The sequence below is a fragment of the Texcoconibacillus texcoconensis genome (assembly GCF_014202575.1).
Lineage (GTDB): Bacteria > Bacillota > Bacilli > Bacillales > Salisediminibacteriaceae > Texcoconibacillus > Texcoconibacillus texcoconensis.
Genome location: NZ_JACHHB010000018.1, coordinates 17,518 through 35,924 on the forward strand (window position 1 = coordinate 17,518; position 18,407 = coordinate 35,924).

Genomic DNA, 18,407 nt, shown 5'->3' on the forward strand with positions numbered 1-18,407 from the left:
TACCATCTTGTACCAGTTTTGAAGGAAGTATACATATAAAGTCTAGTAAATACATACGCTTTAATAGATGATTGTTTTACTTCGCAATTGCATACTGTGGTGTGGGAATTGACGCCCACTTTGGAAGGTTATGATCTACTTTTGCAACCATAACCGTCATGTCATCGACAATATGTCCACCGCGCTCACGAATGACACGTTCCATAATCACATCTGCTACTTCTTGTGGGTCTTCTGTTTTTAATTCTTGTATAATTCGTTTCATCCATACTTCATCATTTTCAATATGCTTCGGCCCTTCATAGACGCCATCGCTCATTAAAATTAACAAGTCGCCCGCCTTTAACTGTTCGTTGACGACATCGACATCAAATTCATGAAGCATCCCAATTGGCAGATTACTAGATTCAACCATTTTCACTTGTTTGCCTCTTTTTATGAAAGAGGGGGTTGAGCCTACTTTGAGAAATTTCGCTGAAGCATCTTGTAAATCAATCATCGTTAAATCAAGCGTCGAAAAAATCTCATCTTCTGATCGCAGCGACAGGACAGAATTGATCGACTTAATGGCGACTGTCTCTTCAATTCCTGATTGGAGGACATTTCTCAACAGCTGCAATGTTTCACTACTTTCGATATGTGCCCGCTCACCATTTCCCATTCCATCACTAATCGCAAGTGCATATTTTCCCGCATTAATCGGAAGTGTTGAGTAACTATCTCCGGAAACCCAACCCCCACCTTTTGCCGCATTTGCAACACCCGTTTTGACAACAAATTGCTTAGCTGAACCAAATGAGACACGGTCATGTCCATATGGAGACGCAGATGGTTCAGTGTGTTTCACAACAATCGTCTCTTCTAAGATTGACGACAACAATGGCGCTACAATTTTCTCACTTTCATTCAAATCATTTTTTGGTAAGGTAATCTCAATATCAATATTTCCAGCATCTAACTGATAGATTTCTACTTGGTCAATGTCAACTCCCGCATCAGCAATAGCCTCACCAATTTGCTCCTCTTGTTTTTGGTGGGTTGTTTTTTCACGTTGAATTTCTTTAGCAAAATCATCCATCACTTGTGATACACCACGGAGTTGATCCGCCACTAAGCGACGACTTTCTGTCAATTGATTTTGCAGCTGTTGACTCGCTTCATAAGACTTCAATTCATCTTTGATCGCTTGAATGACTTTATCAGGTTTCACACAATGGTTTGAGAAGTCATGATACAAGCGGCCTTGTCTGACTCCTCCTTCGTCTTGGCATTCTTGCATAAGATCTTCCATATATTGATACGTCTCTTCAAACTTATTCGCCCAACATTTTTCCTTTTTAAAGCATGTTTGGCACGTGTGCTCTGTGACACGGCTCAAGAAAACATCCATATCTTTCGTGTCGAAGTCAGTTTTCTTCGGCTTTTCCATCGCTGTAAAACTTTCTGATAACGTATGGAAAAGGTCGGAAAATTGCTCGACTTTTTGCGCTGTTATATCACGTACTTTGCGCATATATTGTTGTTGCTCTTGCGAATGTTCCACTGTACCTGGCACGTACCGAGATAAATGCTCGATAAATGACTTCGGTGTAAGTAAAAATAGACTGATAGCGACCAATGTTTCATAAATCGATGTCATCACAAGCGTCTGACTATCACCATACATACTAATAAGCACCGTTCCTATGAGTAAACCTACGCCTACGCCCATTTTTTTCCCTTCACGTAACAAACCACCGAGTAAACCGGAAAACGCTAATAAACTCATTTGATATAAACTTGCGACATTCGCAAGGCTTAAAATTAATCCCGTTACCACACCAACAGTTGAGCCAATTGCCGCACCACCGACAAATGCAGCAAGCAGTAAAACATATCTCGCTAATATTGATTCAACAGCCATTCCATACACGACCCAGCCGATCGTTCCAATCATGATCGAAGCTAAGAAAATCATCAGACAAATAATCTCTTCATTTCGATAACTTCGCTGCCGTTTTCGTTCCATAAGAAGGGGAATACTCTGGAAAAAAATCATTGTCACAACGGCTGATAAAGATGCCTCTGCCGTTGAAATCATCCATGTGTATTCAGAAACCATTCCTTCAGTTGCCGTTAAGTACCCAAACCGGACCGCCCATACAGACAAAAACACATGAATAAACACAGCCTTCGTGTTTTTCTTCAAAACAAGTTCAGACGTCCTTTGGATCAACGCATAAACAAGCAAGGCGCTTACAGTAAACCAAGCGACACTCAAGTTTACCGACATCGTACCGAGAATTAATGCGATAAATGCCAGTTTGGCATGTTCCCGTTTGGTCATCCATATCACAGCGAAAAATGGGACAACAAACGGAAGCATTTCCGAAAGAATCATAGCTCGTCCAAGCAAAAAGCCGACAAGATAAATAAAAAGCCCCCATTGGAAGAGAACCGTTCTCATCCAGGATCGTACTTTAGTTAAACGATTTGTAGCGGAATCTTTGAACCGTTGCAAACTGTCTCCTACGCCAGTCCGCTTTTCCATCGAAGGATGATTGAGGATTCTTTGTGACATGTGATGCACCACCTGTTTTAGAATGATAGTCTCATTATAAACAGATAAGAATTGAAGATTTTGTCAAAACAAGTGGGCTTGTCCAAAAAAATGTTCGACTTGTTTCTAGGTATCACGGCTACGATTTACGTTTTTGTGTATGTTTTTATAGCGAATAGCGTCGCTGATTAACGAAACGTCATACAAATGTGGAATTAACGAAGAAATAATAAGTAAGCTTGTGCACACAAAAAACACTTACCATCAAAGGTAAGTGTTAGCATAACGTATCTTTTTCTCTAGCAACAAGTTTATCCGCGTTTAGCGCCACGACCGCCACGTTTTGATTCGGTTTGTCGTTTCAACGTCGATAAACGTTCTTCACTATCTTTTAAGAAACGGTTCATTTTATCTTCAAAAGATGGTTCTTTGCGACGATTTCGCCCACCACCTTGTGAAGGCTTGGAACTTTTACGATCTGCAGAAGGCTTTTGAGCTGCAGATTCATTTGCTTTACGAATAGACAAACCAATTTTACCATCATCTTCAACATTCAATACTTTAACGGTCACTTCATCGCCTACAGTAAGAATTTCATTAATATCTTTCACATAGTTATCAGCCACTTCACTAATGTGAACGAGTCCAGTCGAACCGCCAGGAAGTTCTACAAAAGCACCAAAGTGCGTAATTCCTGTAATTTTCCCTTGCAACTTGCTGCCTACCTCAATCGACATGTAAAAAGAGCTCCTCCTTAATCATACTATATATTTATATATATTATACCGATACGCCGGGGTGCGTGTCAATCTGACGATGAATTAGGTATTTGAAATAACGTTTCACCTGGTTTCGTTAGAAAATAATCTCGACGCGCGATTTCGGCTATGTATTCATAGTCATGTAAGTTGTCCACTTCTTGACGTAAATCTTGTTCCTCTGCCTTTAATTGTTCCAATTCCTGTTCAAGAACATTCTTCTCCTCTTTTTGTTGCTCAATAGAATTGGCTTGTGAATGGAGTGTTACAGAAGTAAAAATAAGAAAGGTGATCATAAATAGACCAGCAATACTTAAACGACGGTAAAGGCCTTTTCTTCTTCTCCGCTTTTGTTCGTCTAATCGTTGTTGTTGTTCGTAGTAAGCCGATTTTAATGTTTCTACTTTCGTTGACCGATCCGATGCCATATACTCACCCTTTCTTTCGCCTTATCCATCGAACTACTTTCTTTGATACTTTATGAACGGCTGTAAACATGCGGTTCACCCGCTCTTTGAAATGATTAGGTATCCAAGAAGCAATCATTCGACCGATCCAAGTTAGTGGTATAAAAAGTAATTTACTTAAAAATCTTACAATACGCCATAAAGCCGTTACCACTATCATACAAAGGGCAAATATAATTTGCAACAGCCATTTGATAGGCAAAATAATGAACATTTCGACCGTTTTTACCGTCAATCGATATAAAGTTTTTATGCATCGGATCGTTGTCTCAAGCCATCGTAAAAAAATTGTCTGAAAAAGACTTTGATAAGCGGCGTAACCGAGAAGAACCGCAAGGAAAACATACATTCTCATTTCGCCTTCATTTACATTTAACAAAATGTAGAACATTAGCAGCCCTTGCAATAACCAAAACACGACATCATTTGTGAACATTAACCAAATGGGTGGACGCCTTACGCTAAGAAAACGTCGGTACGTATCTATCGAAGCTCCAATCCATACACCCATTACAGTCATCGCCAGCATCGTTGCCATTTGCACTGAAATCGTCACTTGAACAGTTTCCCAAATAGCCCTTTAGATTTACCGTCAAGTTGATCAAGGTAAACAAGATCATCAACTTTCCCTGTAATCGATACGTTCCCTTGATCAACATCTAAATTTTTCATTTGCAGATGCTGGCCTCTGATCGACAAAACGCCCATCGTTGTTTCTAATAAAAATTCCTCATTATCGAAACTTTCGACGTGCTTAACCCCTGAAATATCGAGTGATTTCCTACCTACCATTGTGATGCTATGATCCATGTTTGGTTGATTAACACTCGTACCAGCCGAAAAATCGTATGAACCTTTCATAACATGCGTCCCTCCTGTCCAACTTTGTAACAGTCTATGTGTTTATTGGACAGGGTAGAACGAAAAAATGTGAAAGTTTCACTCTGCGTCAGCTTCAATAAATTCTTCTTTCAGTAATGTGTACATCCCTTCAGCATCTTCTTTCTTCGTTGCAGACTCTAAGCGCTCAACCCGGAGCGTAACCTTTTTTTGCCCGAATCGAATCGCAATTTCATCACCAATATCTACATTTGACCCTGCTTTAGCGACATTTCCATTTATCACGATTCTTCCTTTTGAAGCCACTTCCTTTGCTAATGTACGTCGTTTGATTAAACGTGAAACTTTTAAGAACTTATCAATTCTCATCATGATTCCCCTTCCTTTCCTCTCGTTTTGCCTCTTCCCAAAATTCATCTAGTTGTTGCAATGATTTTTCCTGCCATGACTCGGCATTTTCATATAACTTCGCTTCAATAAAAGAAAACCGCTTTTCAAATGTTTGATTTGTATGCATGAGCGCTTCTTCTGGATTGATATCATGAAAACGTGCGACGTTGGTTAACGCAAACAGAAGATCGCCGAATTCTTTCGTCGCTCGCTCTTTATTACCTGCCTCTATTTCAGTTTGCCATTCGGCCACTTCTTCGTTCACCTTCTCCCACATTGGTGCTTCTTCTCCCCAATCAAAACCAACTTTAGCTGCCTTTTTTTGAAGTTTATACGCTTTGAAAAGTGCAGGCAAAGATTTTGGAACGGATGAGAGTAATGGCGTATATGTATTTTTATCTTCACCTCGTTCTTCCCGCTTCACTTCTTCCCAATTTTTGATGACGTCTTCTGCATCATTCGCTTCAACATCTGCAAACACGTGTGGGTGACGTCTAATCATTTTCTCCGTTAATGATTGAATCACATCGGCCACCGTAAACATCCCGTCATCCTCACCAATTTGTGCGTGCAACATCACTTGTAGTAACACATCTCCAAGCTCTTCAGCCAGATGATCGACATCTTGTTCATCAATCGCTTCCAACACTTCGTATGCTTCTTCTAACAAGTACGGTTTTAATGATTCATGCGTTTGCTTACGATCCCAAGGGCAACCATTTGGCCCTCGCAGTGTAGCAATCACATTCTTAAGTGTTGTAAACTCATGATAAAGGAGTGCTTCGTCTCTAACTGGGGGAACGTAAACAACAGTAAGGTTATTTAAAGAAACAGTGCGGTCAAGTTCGTACAGCGGAACCGTTTCAACCGTCTCATTATCACTACCTGCAGCTGTAACGATTGAAACAAGATAATCATCTGGAAGGTGATCCATGAGTGTTAGTTTCACCTCAGATGCGATAAAAGAATCGTACACTTGGCAGAAAATAAGATGTTTTCGAAATGAACATTCATCGCCAGAAAATGAAGTGGCATCAAGCATTTGAAAGCCTTCAATCGGGTCAATTTTCAATGTGGCAAACACATCATCAAAAAAGCTTTTTCCCCCTCCGATCTTCACAACGCCTTCAGAATCTTGTTCTAATAAAAGTTGTACTGTACGTTCGGCTACGAGTGGATGTCCTGGTACAGCATAAATGATCGGTTGTTTCTGGGCCTCTATTTGCAATGTCTCAACAATCGTTTGATAGACTGACTCAAAGTCGTCATATTGTGTATAGATATCATCAAACGATTCAATCCCCACTTCTTGCCTTAATTCTTCTATAACAGGATGATCAGCCGTTCGAACCCAGATCTTTTCATGTTTTTTCACTGTTCGATAAATACCTAAGGGAAGCTGGTCGATATCCCCCGCTCCCAAGCCGATTACATGAATATCATTCATCGCCCTTCCTCCTTATATTTAACGCGCGTTCAATTTTTGAATAACCAGGTAACATTTCTCGCTCTTCTTCTTGAATGAGTTCACTTTTATTGAGTACTACTATGTAAATAAACGCACCAACAATGGCTGCACTTATCGCTAAAAACGATGCATTAAGTCGTGTAAACTCTCCTACAATCAATTTCCAGCTTTCAAGCCACAAATACGTCGCAAACACCATGACAACGAGCGCCTTCGTACTGGATAACACTTGTGACCAAGTTGGCCATTGAAATTTGTTGTTTTGATACAAAATCATAAATCCACATAACGACATCGTGATTGTTGCGGCAACTGTCGCAATACTTGCACCAATGATACCAACTAATGGGACAAGAGTCATGTTTAATATCAGTTTAACAACTAAACCTACGACCATACATTGCGCAGCAAAGCGGGATTGATCCATTCCTTGTAAAATCCCAGCCACCGCTATAAACAACGACCCAAAAAGTCCTGAAAATGCCATAATTTTTAGCGCCAGCGTAGCTTCTGTATTGGTAAACAACATCATATTAAATGGTTCCATAATGATCGCCATACCTATCGAGGCAGCAACCGCGACCAAAAAGACAACTTTTAACGTTTTGGTTGTGTAATTTTCCAGCTTTACCCGTTCGCCTCGTTGGTATGCTTTTGCTACAAGTGGCACTAAACTCAACGCTAAAGCATTCACAGCTACTGTTGCAAATTGTATCATAGGCCAAGCTCGATCATATGTCCCTTTCACGCTTGCCGCTTCCTCTGTCACCATGCCTGATGCTTGTAGTAATCGCGGGACGGAAATTGCATCGACAAGCTGAAGTAAGATTAAACAAAGTGCACTTGCAGAAATAAAGAAAGCATCCTTCATCACTTTCAAAACTTGTCCTAAAGAAAAGGTCGATACATTGGAAAAACGCTTCATATTTCCTATACTGCCGATATGCCGCCTCAATGAAATAGCAAGAATGAAAACAGCCGTCAATCCTGCTAATAAGGTAGCAACGACCGCACCGGTTCCAGCCATATAAGGACCGTAAACATTCATAAGCCAAGCTGATAATAACAAAATCAATAACACCCGTACAAACTGTTCGGCAACTTGTGCCACAGCCACAGCTTTCAGACGTTCCGCGCCTTGTAGTACCCCTCGCCCAACCGACAAAAAAGGTAATGTTAAAAAGCACAATGAAATCGCTCGTATAGGTGTAAGTAAATGTTCATCACCCATCCAACCCGCAATATTTGGAGCTAATGTCCAAATCAACAACCACATTAATACACTGATCATCAAAATGATCATAAATGATAAACGGGCAATGTTATTTGCATGATCCTCATCATACGTGGTTTTTTTTTCAGCATATTGCTTAGCAATCACAATAGGTAAACCGTATGTAGCTAACGTTAAAGCAATACCGTAAAACGGGTATACTTGTTGATAAACATAAAATCCAACGTCACCTGTAATATTTTGATACGGAACTTTATAAACCGCACTCAACAGTTTAGCAATCAAACCAGCGATCGATAAAAGCAACGCACCGTTTAGCCAGTCACGAGTACGGGATTGATCCATCGTCATCCTCTCCCAGTTTAAAGCCATCGATTATACTGGCTTATTATAGCACACAACCTATATGACCAGTGTTTACACAAAAATTGTCGCATAAAGTCAACAGCATAAAAGCCTAGCTTAGGAAAGACCTAGCTAGGCTACGAAATATGTTTTAGATCGATATGTTTTCTATACTTATTGCTCCATTTGTCTAGCCAAAAAGCTAGCTGCTGTTTCAGATAGTTTTCTTTCCACTTCTCCCATTGCATTTGTTTCTTTTCCAATCATCACAACAGCACCAATTGGATCGCCATTTGCAATGATTGGCGCAATCGCATAGCCATTTGCATGTTCTTTCGAATCACTGACAAGTTCATACTCACCATCATTTGCTTCTAGAGCAGATTCCCTATCATTCATCGCTTTTTCAACTTTTTCACCAATGGATTTATTTGCGTATTCTTTCTTCGAAGCTCCCGCCACCGCAATATATGCATCTCGGTCAGCAATGAGAACTGTATGCTGGAGACTATCGTATAAAGCTTCGGCATACTCTTTCGCAAAATCTCCTAACTCTGATATTGGAGAATATTTCTTCAAAATCACTTCACCATCGCGATCGACGAAAATTTCTAGTGGATCGCCTTCACGTATTCTTAAAGTACGACGAATTTCTTTTGGAATAACGACACGTCCTAAATCATCAATTCGACGAACAATTCCGGTTGCTTTCATACTATAGCTGCCTCACTTTCTTTGGTGTAATTGCTTTTGAATGTTTTCGTGCCATAAATGAAAACGAGTAGTTCATTTGATGTTGTCCCTTATTATCCTAAAATCAAGAAGAACTATTCACCATATCTGCAATTCTTTACAGGACAGCTATAGGTTTTGCGAAACCTGGATATACATTCAAGATGATGGACTTGCCGTATCTTCCAACTTCTTCACTTCAGGCAATTGAGAAAGTAAATCTTCTACAATTTGCAAATACGCCTTCTGTTCCAAGCCTTTCTTTTTTAACACGATTTTGATTTGGTCTTTTTCCATACCTAAAGCTAATTTCTTCGATAAGTCGTGAGCCATCGTGAACAGCTTTGCACCATCGGTTTTCTCTGTAACTTCTTTTGAAAGAAGAATCGTACACTGCTGTTGCTTCTCTTGGATTTTCTCAATTCCTTCTTGTTTAGCATAAATACCGATTTTAGCAATTTGTAATAAATAACCAACTTCCTCTGGATAGTCACCGAAACGGTCGATGAGCTCATTTTGTAAATCAAGCACATCTTCAAGCGATGACAACGCTTTGAACCGTTTGTACATATCAATTTTTTGCTTAGAATCCGGAATATAACTCTCTGGAATATAAGCATCCACATTCATTTCAACTTCTATATCTTCTGTTTCCTCAACCGTTTCTTGTTCAGGTTGAGATGCTTTCTTGCGATTTTCGATCGCATCTTGAAGCATTTGTGAATAAAGATCAAATCCTACGGAAGCAATAAATCCATGCTGCTGCGCACCGAGAAGGTTACCTGTTCCACGTATAGATAAATCACGCATAGCAATTTTAAATCCTGAACCTAACTCGGTGAATTCTTTAATCGACTGAAGTCTTTGTTCAGCGACTTCCGTGAGTACTTTGTCTTGTTGATATGTGAGATACGCATAAGCTACGCGATTAGAACGACCGACTCTGCCTCGTAATTGATAAAGCTGCGACAGCCCCATACGGTCAGCATCATATATGATCAAGGTGTTCACATTTGGAATGTCTACACCTGTTTCAATAATCGTTGTCGTAACTAATACATCTGCTTCACCTTCTAAAAAGTCAAGCATCACCGATTCAAGCTCTGTTTCTGTCATCTTTCCATGTGCATAGCGGACATTCGCATCAGGAACAAGCATACTGATCCTGTCAGCCATCGACTCAATTTCATCAACTCGATTAAACAGTAGGTATACTTGACCACCTCGAGCCATTTCCCGTTCAATCGCTTCACGAACGAGTGCAGGGTTGTACTCAACGACGTATGTTTGTACAGGAAAACGATTTTCTGGTGGTGTTTCAATAACAGACAAATCTCGTACACCTAACATTGACATGTGAAGTGTTCGTGGAATAGGTGTCGCGGTCAATGTTAATACATCAACATTTGCCTTCAGTTGCTTGATTTTTTCTTTATGTGTAACACCGAATCGTTGCTCTTCATCAACGATTAACAAACCTAAATCTTTAAATTTCACATCTTTAGAAAGTATACGGTGTGTACCAACAACGACATCGACAACTCCCTCTTTCAGTCGCTGAATTGTTTCTTTTTGTTCCTTACGAGAACGGAAACGACTGATCATTTCTGCATTGATCGCAAATTGAGCAAAACGTTCACGGATCGTTTCATAGTGTTGTTGCGCCAATATTGTTGTCGGAACGAGAAAGGCAACTTGTTTACCTTCCATAATTGCTTTAAAAGCTGCACGTAGAGCGACTTCCGTTTTACCGTATCCAACATCTCCACAAAGTAAACGATCCATTGGATAAGATTTCTCCATGTCGGCTTTAATCTCTTCAATCGCTTGCATTTGGTCTTCTGTTTCTTGATACGGAAACGATGATTCAAACTCACGTTGTTCTACCCCATCTGGAGAAAAGGCAACCCCTTGACTGGATTGTCGTTCGGCATACAACTCAATGAGATCATCAGCAATATCTTCCACTGAAGATTGGACTTTGTTCTTCACTTTTTTCCATTCGCTACCGCCTAATGAATAAAGTTTCGGATCCTTCTCCTCAGAACCAACATATTTTTGTACTTGGTCAATTTGTTCAACAGGAACGTAAAGCTTGTCATTACCCGCGTATGTTAAGTGAAGATAATCTTTATGAACACCGTTTACTTCTAACGTTTCAATCCCTAGATATTTCCCTATCCCGTGGTTAACGTGAACAACTAAATCGCCAACTTTCAGTTCGGAATAGCTTTTTATCCGTTCAGCGTTCGACATTTTCTTCTGCCGTTTCGGTCGCTTGGCTTTTTTCGTAAACACTTCTTCTTCAGTAATCACAACAAGGTTTTGCAAAGGAAGTTCAAATCCACTTTCAAGATGACCGATCAAAATTTGCGCTTTTCCAGGAAGCGGCTCTTTATCTATAGAACCTTCTATGGCTTCCATCTGATAATCTTCTAAAACATCTTTCATACGTTCACTACGTTCTTGATCACTAGCTACAAATACAATAGCATCATTATTCGACTTCCAACGGTCTAATTCACTTTTTAGTAAATGCAGTTGACCGTGGAATGTTTGCATGGACTTACTCTGTATATTCACCACATTTTGCGGCTGTGTGTTTTGCACATGACGTAAAAACAGGCTTAAATAAACAAGCGGCTGTTTCGCCTGTTCAAATAAGTCTTCAAACGGCTTAGACATATTCACATCTCTAACCATAGCACCTTGAGATAGCATCGTCGTCTGCCAATTGGCTTCCTCTTTATCAAGCTCCTGTCCAACCTCTTGAACACGACTCATCTCATCAACAAAGATCATCCCATGACTAGGAATATAGTCTAAAAGAGTCGCAGGTTGCTCATAAAGAAGTGAGACATATTTATAAATCGAATCAAATGTTGTACGTTCATGAAGCTGATCAATTTCTTGACGAATGTTTTCTGTCAGTTGTTCTTTAATTGTTGCATCTTTTGTTTTCTTTACACTCTCTGCTAAGTACGCTTGTAATTGTTCAGCACCTCTAGCAAAATGCTCATCATATAAAACTAACTCATCTGCAGGGCCTAAATGAACGGTGTCTATTTCTTGTTCGGAGCGTTGTGTATCCGCATCAAAATAACGAATCGAGTCCACTTCGTCATCAAATAGTTCAATACGTATCGGTTGTTGGTTTACTAAAGGAAATATATCAATAATGCCACCACGTACGCTAAACTGCCCTGGCCCTGCAACCATATGAACTCGGTCATAACCTATTGTTACAAGTAAGTCGAGCGTTTTATCTAAATCGAGAATTTGCCCTGTATGAACCGATAATTGAGACTCCTGCCAAACAGATTTGGGAGGGAGTAAACGACGCACCCCTGCCAATGGTGTAATGACAATCCCCTTCCTATTCGACACCCACTTATTAAGAACTTCAATTCTCTGACCGCGCATTTCTGGACTTGCAACAGCAATTTCTGAAGAGATCAACTCATTTACCGGGTACAAGTGGACGTGTTCGTCTCCAACAAAATGGGCGAGATCATCGTATAATTTTTGTGCCTGATAAAGGTTATGAGTGATCACTAGCTGTGGTCTTTTCGTTTCTTGATACATTGACGCCATTAACAAGGTTCTCGCTGAACCTGTCAATCCAGCGACCATTTGTTCCTTTAGGCCTGCGTCTAGGCCATCGATAACACTTCGAATATCATCATCTTTTAGAATCACTTGATGTAAACCTTCCATGATTCTCCCCCTTCCTTCCGCTCGGCAAACGTTTCCCGTTGTGAATTTGTCGGAATACGTCAAAATATGTAGGATGTCTATTCAGCAGAAAAACGCTTTGGTTAAATCAACCAAAGCTTGTCATCCTTTGCAGATAGACGATTTGTTTATTGGATAAACGTATCTTGTTCATGAAGATCTGGATTTTGATCAAGGGCATCGTGGCAATTTTCGCATATGACATTCACCTGTAAATTCCCTTGTGTATCATATTGTACCATTTCATCTTCCTCTTCTGGTTTCAATTGACTCAAACCCAGTTCTTCAGTATTAACATTTCGTTCATCAATTGTTCCGATATGTGTCCCACAATGTCTACATTGATATTGAATAGTCATAAAGGTCCTCCTAACCTTCGATTCTGCTAGATAGTTTGTCCGTAAAGAATCGAAGTTATTCGACCTGACTAGTTAAAATCATTCATTACATTTGTAAAATTAGTTGTCATCCATCGTTCAATAGCGGCGGTTGCAGTTTCAATCGAATGATCAACGTCTGGACGTTCTGATTTAGCAAACGTTCTTAACACATGATCGACAACAGTCTGCCCTTCTGGAGGACGTCCGATGCCAACACGGATTCTTTTAAACTCATTCGTACCTAGTTGGTCAATGAGAGAACGAATACCATTGTGGCCGCCATGGCCACCTTTTTGACGTAAACGAATCGTCCCTGGAGGTAAATCGAGGTCATCGTAAACGACGAGTACATCTTCAACATCAATATTAAAATAATCAATCAATGGACGTACAGCTTGACCTGAAAGGTTCATATACGTTAATGGTTTTTGTAAAAACACCTTTTCCCCTTCAATATAACGATACCCAAAACTAGATTGGAACTTCGAAACTTCAAAAGGAATACCAAGCTTTTTTTCACATTGATCTAACACTTCAAAGCCAATATTATGTCTTGTACCTGCATATTTTTTCCCTGGATTCCCTAGTCCAACGATTAGCTTCATCGCCATTCACCTACTCTCCACACTTTCCAACCTCTCAAGCTATATCAAAAAAGGTTCGACACTTTCTTTGAAAATTCGATTTCCGGCTAAAACGGAATAAAGAGGCTGACCCATTTTCTTGAATCAGCCTCAACTTATATATCGACTTAAAATTATTCTTCGTCAGATTTTTCTTCATCTTGTGAAACAAGTTCAGGTTCTTGTGGTTCCTCGCCACCATCTGCTTCATCAGGAACTTCTGTCGGTGGCGTCACAGATACGATGGTTTCTTCAGGATCATTATTAATTTCATATCCTGCTTTACCTTTCAAATCACTAACAGCAAGCGAATCTCCAATACCCAATTCTTCAACATTCACTTCAATGACCTCCGGAATATCACGCGGTAATGCGCGAACTGAAAGGTCGAAGAGCGTTTGTTGAACGACGCCGCCATCACGCGCGCCAATCGCATCGCCGACAAGCTGAATAGATACGTCCGCATCCATTTCAGATTTCATATCTACTGCATAAAAATCAACGTGTAACAATGTTCCTTTAATCGGTTCCACCTGTAAGTCATAAACCATGACATCATATGTTTCGCCATTGTGTTTCAAAGAAACGATCCCATTTCTCCCAACTTCACGAATCGTTTTCACTAATTCCATACTTTCAACGGCAACCAGTGTAGTGTCAATATCTTTTCCATATAAAACACCTGGTACACCGCCTTGTTTTCGAATTTGTTTTAATTTTGATCCTGTGAACTTTTCTCTGTTGTCAACTTCCAAAACTGCTGCCATAACTAGTCACCTCATCCTTTTCCATTCATGTATAGTGATAGTATTCCCAGTAAAGCATGATTTGAAACTTAGACACTTCTAATTAATGGGATCGCCAGAAAAGCTTACATATTTAGTTGAACAATTGACTAACCGAAAGTTGTTCGTGAACGTGAATAATCGCCTTTGAAAGTAAAGGACCAACAGATAACTCTGTCACTTTATCAATACGTTTTTCATCAGCTAACGGAATCGTATTTGCTACGGCAAGTTCACGAATTTTCGAGTTATCAATTCGCTCAATCGCTGGTCCTGACAATACCGCATGGGTACAGCAAGCGTACACGTCTTTGGCGCCTTGGTCAACCAAAGCATTGGCTGCTAAAGTGATGGTTCCGGCCGTATCAATGATGTCATCGACGATAATCGCTGTTTTCCCTTCGATATCACCAACGATGTTCATCACTTCGGCGACATTCGGTTCCGGTCGTCTTTTATCGATAATTGCAATCGGTGCATTTAAACGATCTGCCATTTTTCGCGCTCGAACGACACCACCGTGGTCCGGCGATACAATAACAGGGTTATCAATACCTTTTTTAGCAAAGTGGTCAGACAAGATTGGTACACCATCAAGTTGGTCAACAGGGATGTCGAAAAAGCCTTGAATCTGTGAAGCATGTAAATCAAGTGTGATAATGCGCGTTGCACCTGCAGTTTCAAGCAAATTCGCAACAAGCTTTGAAGTAATTGGCTCACGTGGGCGAGCTTTACGATCTTGGCGCGCATAACCGTAATAAGGAATTAATACGTTAATTGTCTTCGCCGATGCTCGCTTTAACGCATCAATCATAATTAACAATTCCATAATATGTTCATTTGCTGGTGAACTCGTGGACTGAATAACAAATGTATCGCAACCGCGAATACTCTCCTCAATGTTAATTCGAACTTCTCCGTCGCTAAAACGATCGATGGAGCTTTTCCCCATTTCAATACCAATTTCACGGGTAATTTCGTGCGCTAAATCCGGGTTTGATCCTAGCGTAAATACTTTCAATTTATTGTCGCCGTATTGGGTCATGACTTTGCTTACCTCCATCATTTAAATAAAATTATTTGCGGTCGTCTTTTAAATAACCATCTTTCGTTGTTTGCCTCTGACGGGCAATTGCTAGTGATTGTTCTGGCACGTCATCCGTTACTGTAGACCCTGCAGCTACATACGCCTTTTCACCAACTGTGACAGGTGCAATAAGATTAGCATTACAACCAATAAATGCACCATCTTCAATCGTCGTTAAATGTTTATTTTCACCATCATAATTGACAGTAATGGACCCACAACCAAGATTGACGTCTGATCCGATATCTGCATCTCCAATGTAACTTAAGTGAGATGCTTTACTGTTATCTCCAAAAGTCGCTTTCTTCACTTCTACAAAGTTACCGATTTTAACATTCGAACCGATGTCTGACTGTGGTCGAATGTGAGCATAAGGACCAATCATTACTTCTTGCCCAACCTGGCTGTCGTGCACAACAGAGTGTTGAACTTTTGTATACTCACCAATGTAGCTGTCCTTAAGTTCTGAATAAGGACCAATCTCACAATGCGATAAAATTGTCGTATTTCCTTCAATCATTGTACCTGGGAGAATTTTCGTGTCAGGCTGGATGCTCACGTCTGGACCAATGTACGTATTTGGCGGGTCAACAATCGTCACCCCTTCACGCATCCAATGACGATTAATTCGCTTACGAAGCGCAGATTCTGCTTCACTGAGCGCTACCCGATCATTTATACCCATTGTCTCCTCTGGGTCATTCGTCGCGTATGCTGAAATTTTTTCACATTCACGCTTTAGAATTTCAATGACATCGGGCAAGTAATATTCGCCTTGTACATTGTCGTTGTCAATTCGCTTTAGCGCCGAAAAGAGGAATTCGTTGTCAAAGCAATATGTCCCTGTATTAATTTCTGTGATTTTCCGTTCTTCGATGCTCGCATCTTTATGTTCGACAATTTTTTCAACGAATCCTTCTTCGTTTCGAACCAGTCGACCATATCCTGTTGGATCTGATACTTCTGCTGTTAAAATTGTCGCCTTCGCTCCAACTGACTCGTGATGTAAGATCAAGTTTTCCATTGTTTCACTTGTGATAAGCGGGGTGTCACCACACAATACAAGCGTCGTCCCTTTTTCTTCGCTAAGACGTTCATCTGCTTGCATGACTGCGTGACCTGTTCCCAATTGTTCAGATTGAACACAGTACTCTGTTACATCACCGATTTGTTCTTGAACAGTCTCAGCACCATGTCCTACTACAGTTACAATACGTTGGACGTTCAATTGTTTCAGTTGATCCATCGTATGTTGGACCATCGGCTTCCCGCAGACTGGATGAAGCACTTTATAAAGGTCAGACTTCATCCGTGTCCCTTTACCCGCTGCTAAAACGACCGCAAAGCGATTATTCATATACTAACCTCCAAGGGCACTTTTTTTCCATAATGAATATATCTTAAATACTGGTTAATTTCAAGGTATGTCAACCATATCAGTAAACTTGAACTACTCCGCCCTTGAATAGGCTTAGAGAGCTAGCTTTCTGCCAATAACCTAAAAAAAGAGACCGAATCGAGTGAAGAGTTGAAAATCACCACCTTTAATACCGAATTATCGATAACAAGGACGCTTTCATGATTACTCTCTCACTGAACCAGTCTCTGATCAATCACGTATTACGATGCACCTGCTTCTTCGTACCCCACATTATCACCAGCTTGTTCATACTCTGCAAGAACAGCTGTCTGAATTTTCTCACGAGTTTGTGAAGAGATGGGGTGTGCAATGTCTCTAAATTCACCGTCAGGGGTTCGTTTACTCGGCATAGCGACAAACATGCCATTGTTTCCGTCGATTACACGAATATCGTGAACGACGAACTCCTCATCAATGGTAATGGACGCAATTGCACGCATGCGACCTTCCGTGTTAACACGGCGCAGTCTCACATCTGTTACTTCCACTTATTCCACCACCCTTTTCCCATATAAATAAAAGTGCAATTATACACTTCAACAAGAAATGAACAATTCCTGCTTATACAGGAAGAAAATACATAAAAATGTAACCGTTTTAAAAATTGTCACATTTTATCCAAAAAATAAAGAGGTTTTCATAACTCGTTTACTGAGAAATGACGCTTTCAAACCTCATTTATTTCATCTTTCCACTCACAAGTGAACCTAAGATATGATTAATCATCAAGCAAGTTACCGATTTCAACTTGAATTTTTCTCTCTCTTTCGTTGACCCCACTCAATTTTGTTAAGGAAACGTAATCATTGACGAGCTTCTCTTCTTCATCGGCTGCTTCTGTTAATACACCAATACCAGCAACTGTCGATTGGAATTCAGTAACTAAATCTTTCATCCCCTGAATCGTGCCACCAAGCTTCATAAAGTCATCAATAATCAGTACTCTAGATTGGGGTTGTAAACTTCGACGGGCAAGTGACATCGTTTCGATACGCCTTTTTGAACCTGAAACATAATTTATACTTACAATTGAACCTTCAGTAATTCGATGCTCATGACGAACAATTGATACCGGTACATTTAAGTCACTGGCCACAGCATAAGCTAAAGGAATTCCCTTTGTTGCCATCGTCATAACAGCATCAACCTTTTCACCTTGGAAGTGAGTAGCGAGAATTCGCCCAAGCTTTTCAATCTTACGTGGGTCACCAATAATGTCCATCATATACAAATAGCCACCAGGAAGAATTCTTTCAGGATCTTGAAGCTCTTCACACAATTCAGATAGCGTCTCCTGCATTTCATGTCGAGAGATACCTGGGATAAAGGTCGCTCCACCTATGGCTCCTGCTGACGTCTGTAATGAGCCGATATTTTGATTTTCAACCACTTCTTTAACAATCCCTAAATCTTCACTGATCGACGACTTTGCTGCTTGATAACGTTCAGAGAAAAATGAAAGAGAGACTTGTTCATGTGGATGGTTTAATAAATAATTCGTCATGTCGACGAGTCGACCACTTCTACGAAATTTCATGACGAAACCTCCGTGCAATTTCCGAATATTTCATACATCATAACACTAAACATACGTCTTTTACAAG

At 40.3% G+C, this 18,407-nt stretch carries 17 protein-coding genes; all 17 read right to left on the reverse strand.

Features of this window, described 5'->3' with window-relative positions; genetic code table 11:
* Positions 1–76: 76 nt before the first annotated feature.
* Positions 77–2,530: a stage II sporulation protein E gene (gene spoIIE, locus HNQ41_RS15220; protein WP_184665341.1), complete on the reverse strand. Its 2,454-nt coding sequence runs from the start codon at positions 2,528–2,530 to the stop codon at positions 77–79.
* A gap of 320 nt (positions 2,531–2,850) precedes the next feature.
* Positions 2,851–3,276 carry a S1 domain-containing RNA-binding protein gene (locus tag HNQ41_RS15225; protein ID WP_184665295.1) on the reverse strand — a complete coding sequence of 142 codons (426 nt, stop codon included), beginning with the start codon at positions 3,274–3,276 and terminating at the stop codon, positions 2,851–2,853.
* Positions 3,277–3,344: 68 nt separating this feature from the next.
* Positions 3,345–3,725 carry an FtsB family cell division protein gene (locus tag HNQ41_RS15230; RefSeq protein ID WP_184665296.1) on the reverse strand — a complete coding sequence of 127 codons (381 nt, stop codon included), beginning with the start codon at positions 3,723–3,725 and terminating at the stop codon, positions 3,345–3,347.
* 4 nt (positions 3,726–3,729) lie between these two features.
* Entirely contained in the window at positions 3,730–4,320 is a 591-nt protein-coding gene (yabQ, locus tag HNQ41_RS15235) for a spore cortex biosynthesis protein YabQ (protein WP_184665297.1), read from the reverse strand.
* Complete coding sequence (gene yabP, locus HNQ41_RS15240) at positions 4,317–4,574, reverse strand: sporulation protein YabP (protein WP_246421744.1); 258 nt, start codon at positions 4,572–4,574, stop codon at positions 4,317–4,319. The genes yabQ and yabP overlap by 4 nt, the downstream gene beginning before the upstream one ends.
* 129 nt (positions 4,575–4,703) lie before the next feature.
* Complete coding sequence (locus HNQ41_RS15245) at positions 4,704–4,973, reverse strand: RNA-binding S4 domain-containing protein (RefSeq protein WP_184665342.1); 270 nt, start codon at positions 4,971–4,973, stop codon at positions 4,704–4,706.
* Positions 4,963–6,441: a bifunctional methyltransferase/pyrophosphohydrolase YabN gene (gene yabN, locus HNQ41_RS15250; RefSeq protein WP_184665299.1), complete on the reverse strand. Its 1,479-nt coding sequence runs from the start codon at positions 6,439–6,441 to the stop codon at positions 4,963–4,965. The genes HNQ41_RS15245 and yabN overlap by 11 nt, the downstream gene beginning before the upstream one ends.
* Positions 6,434–8,041 (reverse strand): putative polysaccharide biosynthesis protein, encoded by a 1,608-nt coding sequence (locus tag HNQ41_RS15255; RefSeq protein ID WP_184665300.1) that lies wholly within the window; start codon positions 8,039–8,041, stop codon positions 6,434–6,436. The genes yabN and HNQ41_RS15255 overlap by 8 nt, the downstream gene beginning before the upstream one ends.
* A gap of 174 nt (positions 8,042–8,215) precedes the next feature.
* A complete protein-coding gene (spoVT, locus tag HNQ41_RS15260) occupies positions 8,216–8,755 on the reverse strand; it encodes a stage V sporulation protein T (RefSeq protein ID WP_184665301.1) in 540 nt (179 codons plus the stop codon).
* 177 nt (positions 8,756–8,932) lie between these two features.
* Positions 8,933–12,490, reverse strand: coding sequence for a transcription-repair coupling factor (gene mfd, locus HNQ41_RS15265; RefSeq protein WP_184665302.1), 3,558 nt, complete (start codon positions 12,488–12,490; stop codon positions 8,933–8,935).
* Between the two features lie 146 nt (positions 12,491–12,636).
* Complete coding sequence (gene fin / locus HNQ41_RS15270) at positions 12,637–12,867, reverse strand: anti-sigma-F factor Fin (protein WP_184665303.1); 231 nt, start codon at positions 12,865–12,867, stop codon at positions 12,637–12,639.
* A 68-nt stretch (positions 12,868–12,935) separates the two neighbouring features.
* On the reverse strand, positions 12,936–13,493 hold the full coding sequence (gene pth, locus HNQ41_RS15275) for an aminoacyl-tRNA hydrolase (RefSeq protein WP_184665343.1): 558 nt from the start codon (positions 13,491–13,493) through the stop codon (positions 12,936–12,938).
* Between the two features lie 152 nt (positions 13,494–13,645).
* Complete coding sequence (locus tag HNQ41_RS15280) at positions 13,646–14,278, reverse strand: 50S ribosomal protein L25/general stress protein Ctc (protein WP_184665304.1); 633 nt, start codon at positions 14,276–14,278, stop codon at positions 13,646–13,648.
* A gap of 112 nt (positions 14,279–14,390) precedes the next feature.
* Positions 14,391–15,341, reverse strand: coding sequence for a ribose-phosphate diphosphokinase (locus HNQ41_RS15285; RefSeq protein WP_184665305.1), 951 nt, complete (start codon positions 15,339–15,341; stop codon positions 14,391–14,393).
* A 31-nt stretch (positions 15,342–15,372) separates the two neighbouring features.
* A complete protein-coding gene (gene glmU / locus HNQ41_RS15290; RefSeq protein ID WP_184665306.1) occupies positions 15,373–16,740 on the reverse strand; it encodes a bifunctional UDP-N-acetylglucosamine diphosphorylase/glucosamine-1-phosphate N-acetyltransferase GlmU in 1,368 nt (455 codons plus the stop codon).
* Between the two features lie 263 nt (positions 16,741–17,003).
* The gene (gene spoVG / locus HNQ41_RS15295; protein ID WP_184665307.1) at positions 17,004–17,291 is read right to left on the reverse strand and encodes a septation regulator SpoVG; all 288 of its coding nucleotides are present in this window, start codon (positions 17,289–17,291) and stop codon (positions 17,004–17,006) included.
* Positions 17,292–17,521: 230 nt separating this feature from the next.
* Positions 17,522–18,340: a pur operon repressor gene (gene purR / locus HNQ41_RS15300; RefSeq protein ID WP_184665308.1), complete on the reverse strand. Its 819-nt coding sequence runs from the start codon at positions 18,338–18,340 to the stop codon at positions 17,522–17,524.
* Positions 18,341–18,407 lie beyond the last annotated feature (67 nt).

What these genes read in the sequence shown, in the direction of transcription:
- spoVT (WP_184665301.1), bottom strand. Translation starts at nt 8,755, where the DNA reads ATGAAAGCAACCGGAATTGTTCGTCGAATTGATGATTTAGGACGTGTC.
- HNQ41_RS15245 (WP_184665342.1), bottom strand. Translation starts at nt 4,973, where the DNA reads ATGAGAATTGATAAGTTCTTAAAAGTTTCACGTTTAATCAAACGACGT.
- fin (WP_184665303.1), bottom strand. Translation starts at nt 12,867, where the DNA reads ATGACTATTCAATATCAATGTAGACATTGTGGGACACATATCGGAACA.
- mfd (WP_184665302.1), bottom strand. Translation starts at nt 12,490, where the DNA reads ATGGAAGGTTTACATCAAGTGATTCTAAAAGATGATGATATTCGAAGT.
- spoIIE (WP_184665341.1), bottom strand. Translation starts at nt 2,530, where the DNA reads ATGGAAAAGCGGACTGGCGTAGGAGACAGTTTGCAACGGTTCAAAGAT.
- pth (WP_184665343.1), bottom strand. Translation starts at nt 13,493, where the DNA reads ATGAAGCTAATCGTTGGACTAGGGAATCCAGGGAAAAAATATGCAGGT.
- glmU (WP_184665306.1), bottom strand. Translation starts at nt 16,740, where the DNA reads ATGAATAATCGCTTTGCGGTCGTTTTAGCAGCGGGTAAAGGGACACGG.
- HNQ41_RS15280 (WP_184665304.1), bottom strand. Translation starts at nt 14,278, where the DNA reads ATGGCAGCAGTTTTGGAAGTTGACAACAGAGAAAAGTTCACAGGATCA.
- yabP (WP_246421744.1), bottom strand. Translation starts at nt 4,574, where the DNA reads ATGGATCATAGCATCACAATGGTAGGTAGGAAATCACTCGATATTTCA.
- HNQ41_RS15255 (WP_184665300.1), bottom strand. Translation starts at nt 8,041, where the DNA reads ATGGATCAATCCCGTACTCGTGACTGGCTAAACGGTGCGTTGCTTTTA.
- HNQ41_RS15285 (WP_184665305.1), bottom strand. Translation starts at nt 15,341, where the DNA reads ATGACCCAATACGGCGACAATAAATTGAAAGTATTTACGCTAGGATCA.
- HNQ41_RS15225 (WP_184665295.1), bottom strand. Translation starts at nt 3,276, where the DNA reads ATGTCGATTGAGGTAGGCAGCAAGTTGCAAGGGAAAATTACAGGAATT.
- purR (WP_184665308.1), bottom strand. Translation starts at nt 18,340, where the DNA reads ATGAAATTTCGTAGAAGTGGTCGACTCGTCGACATGACGAATTATTTA.
- HNQ41_RS15230 (WP_184665296.1), bottom strand. Translation starts at nt 3,725, where the DNA reads ATGGCATCGGATCGGTCAACGAAAGTAGAAACATTAAAATCGGCTTAC.
- yabN (WP_184665299.1), bottom strand. Translation starts at nt 6,441, where the DNA reads ATGAATGATATTCATGTAATCGGCTTGGGAGCGGGGGATATCGACCAG.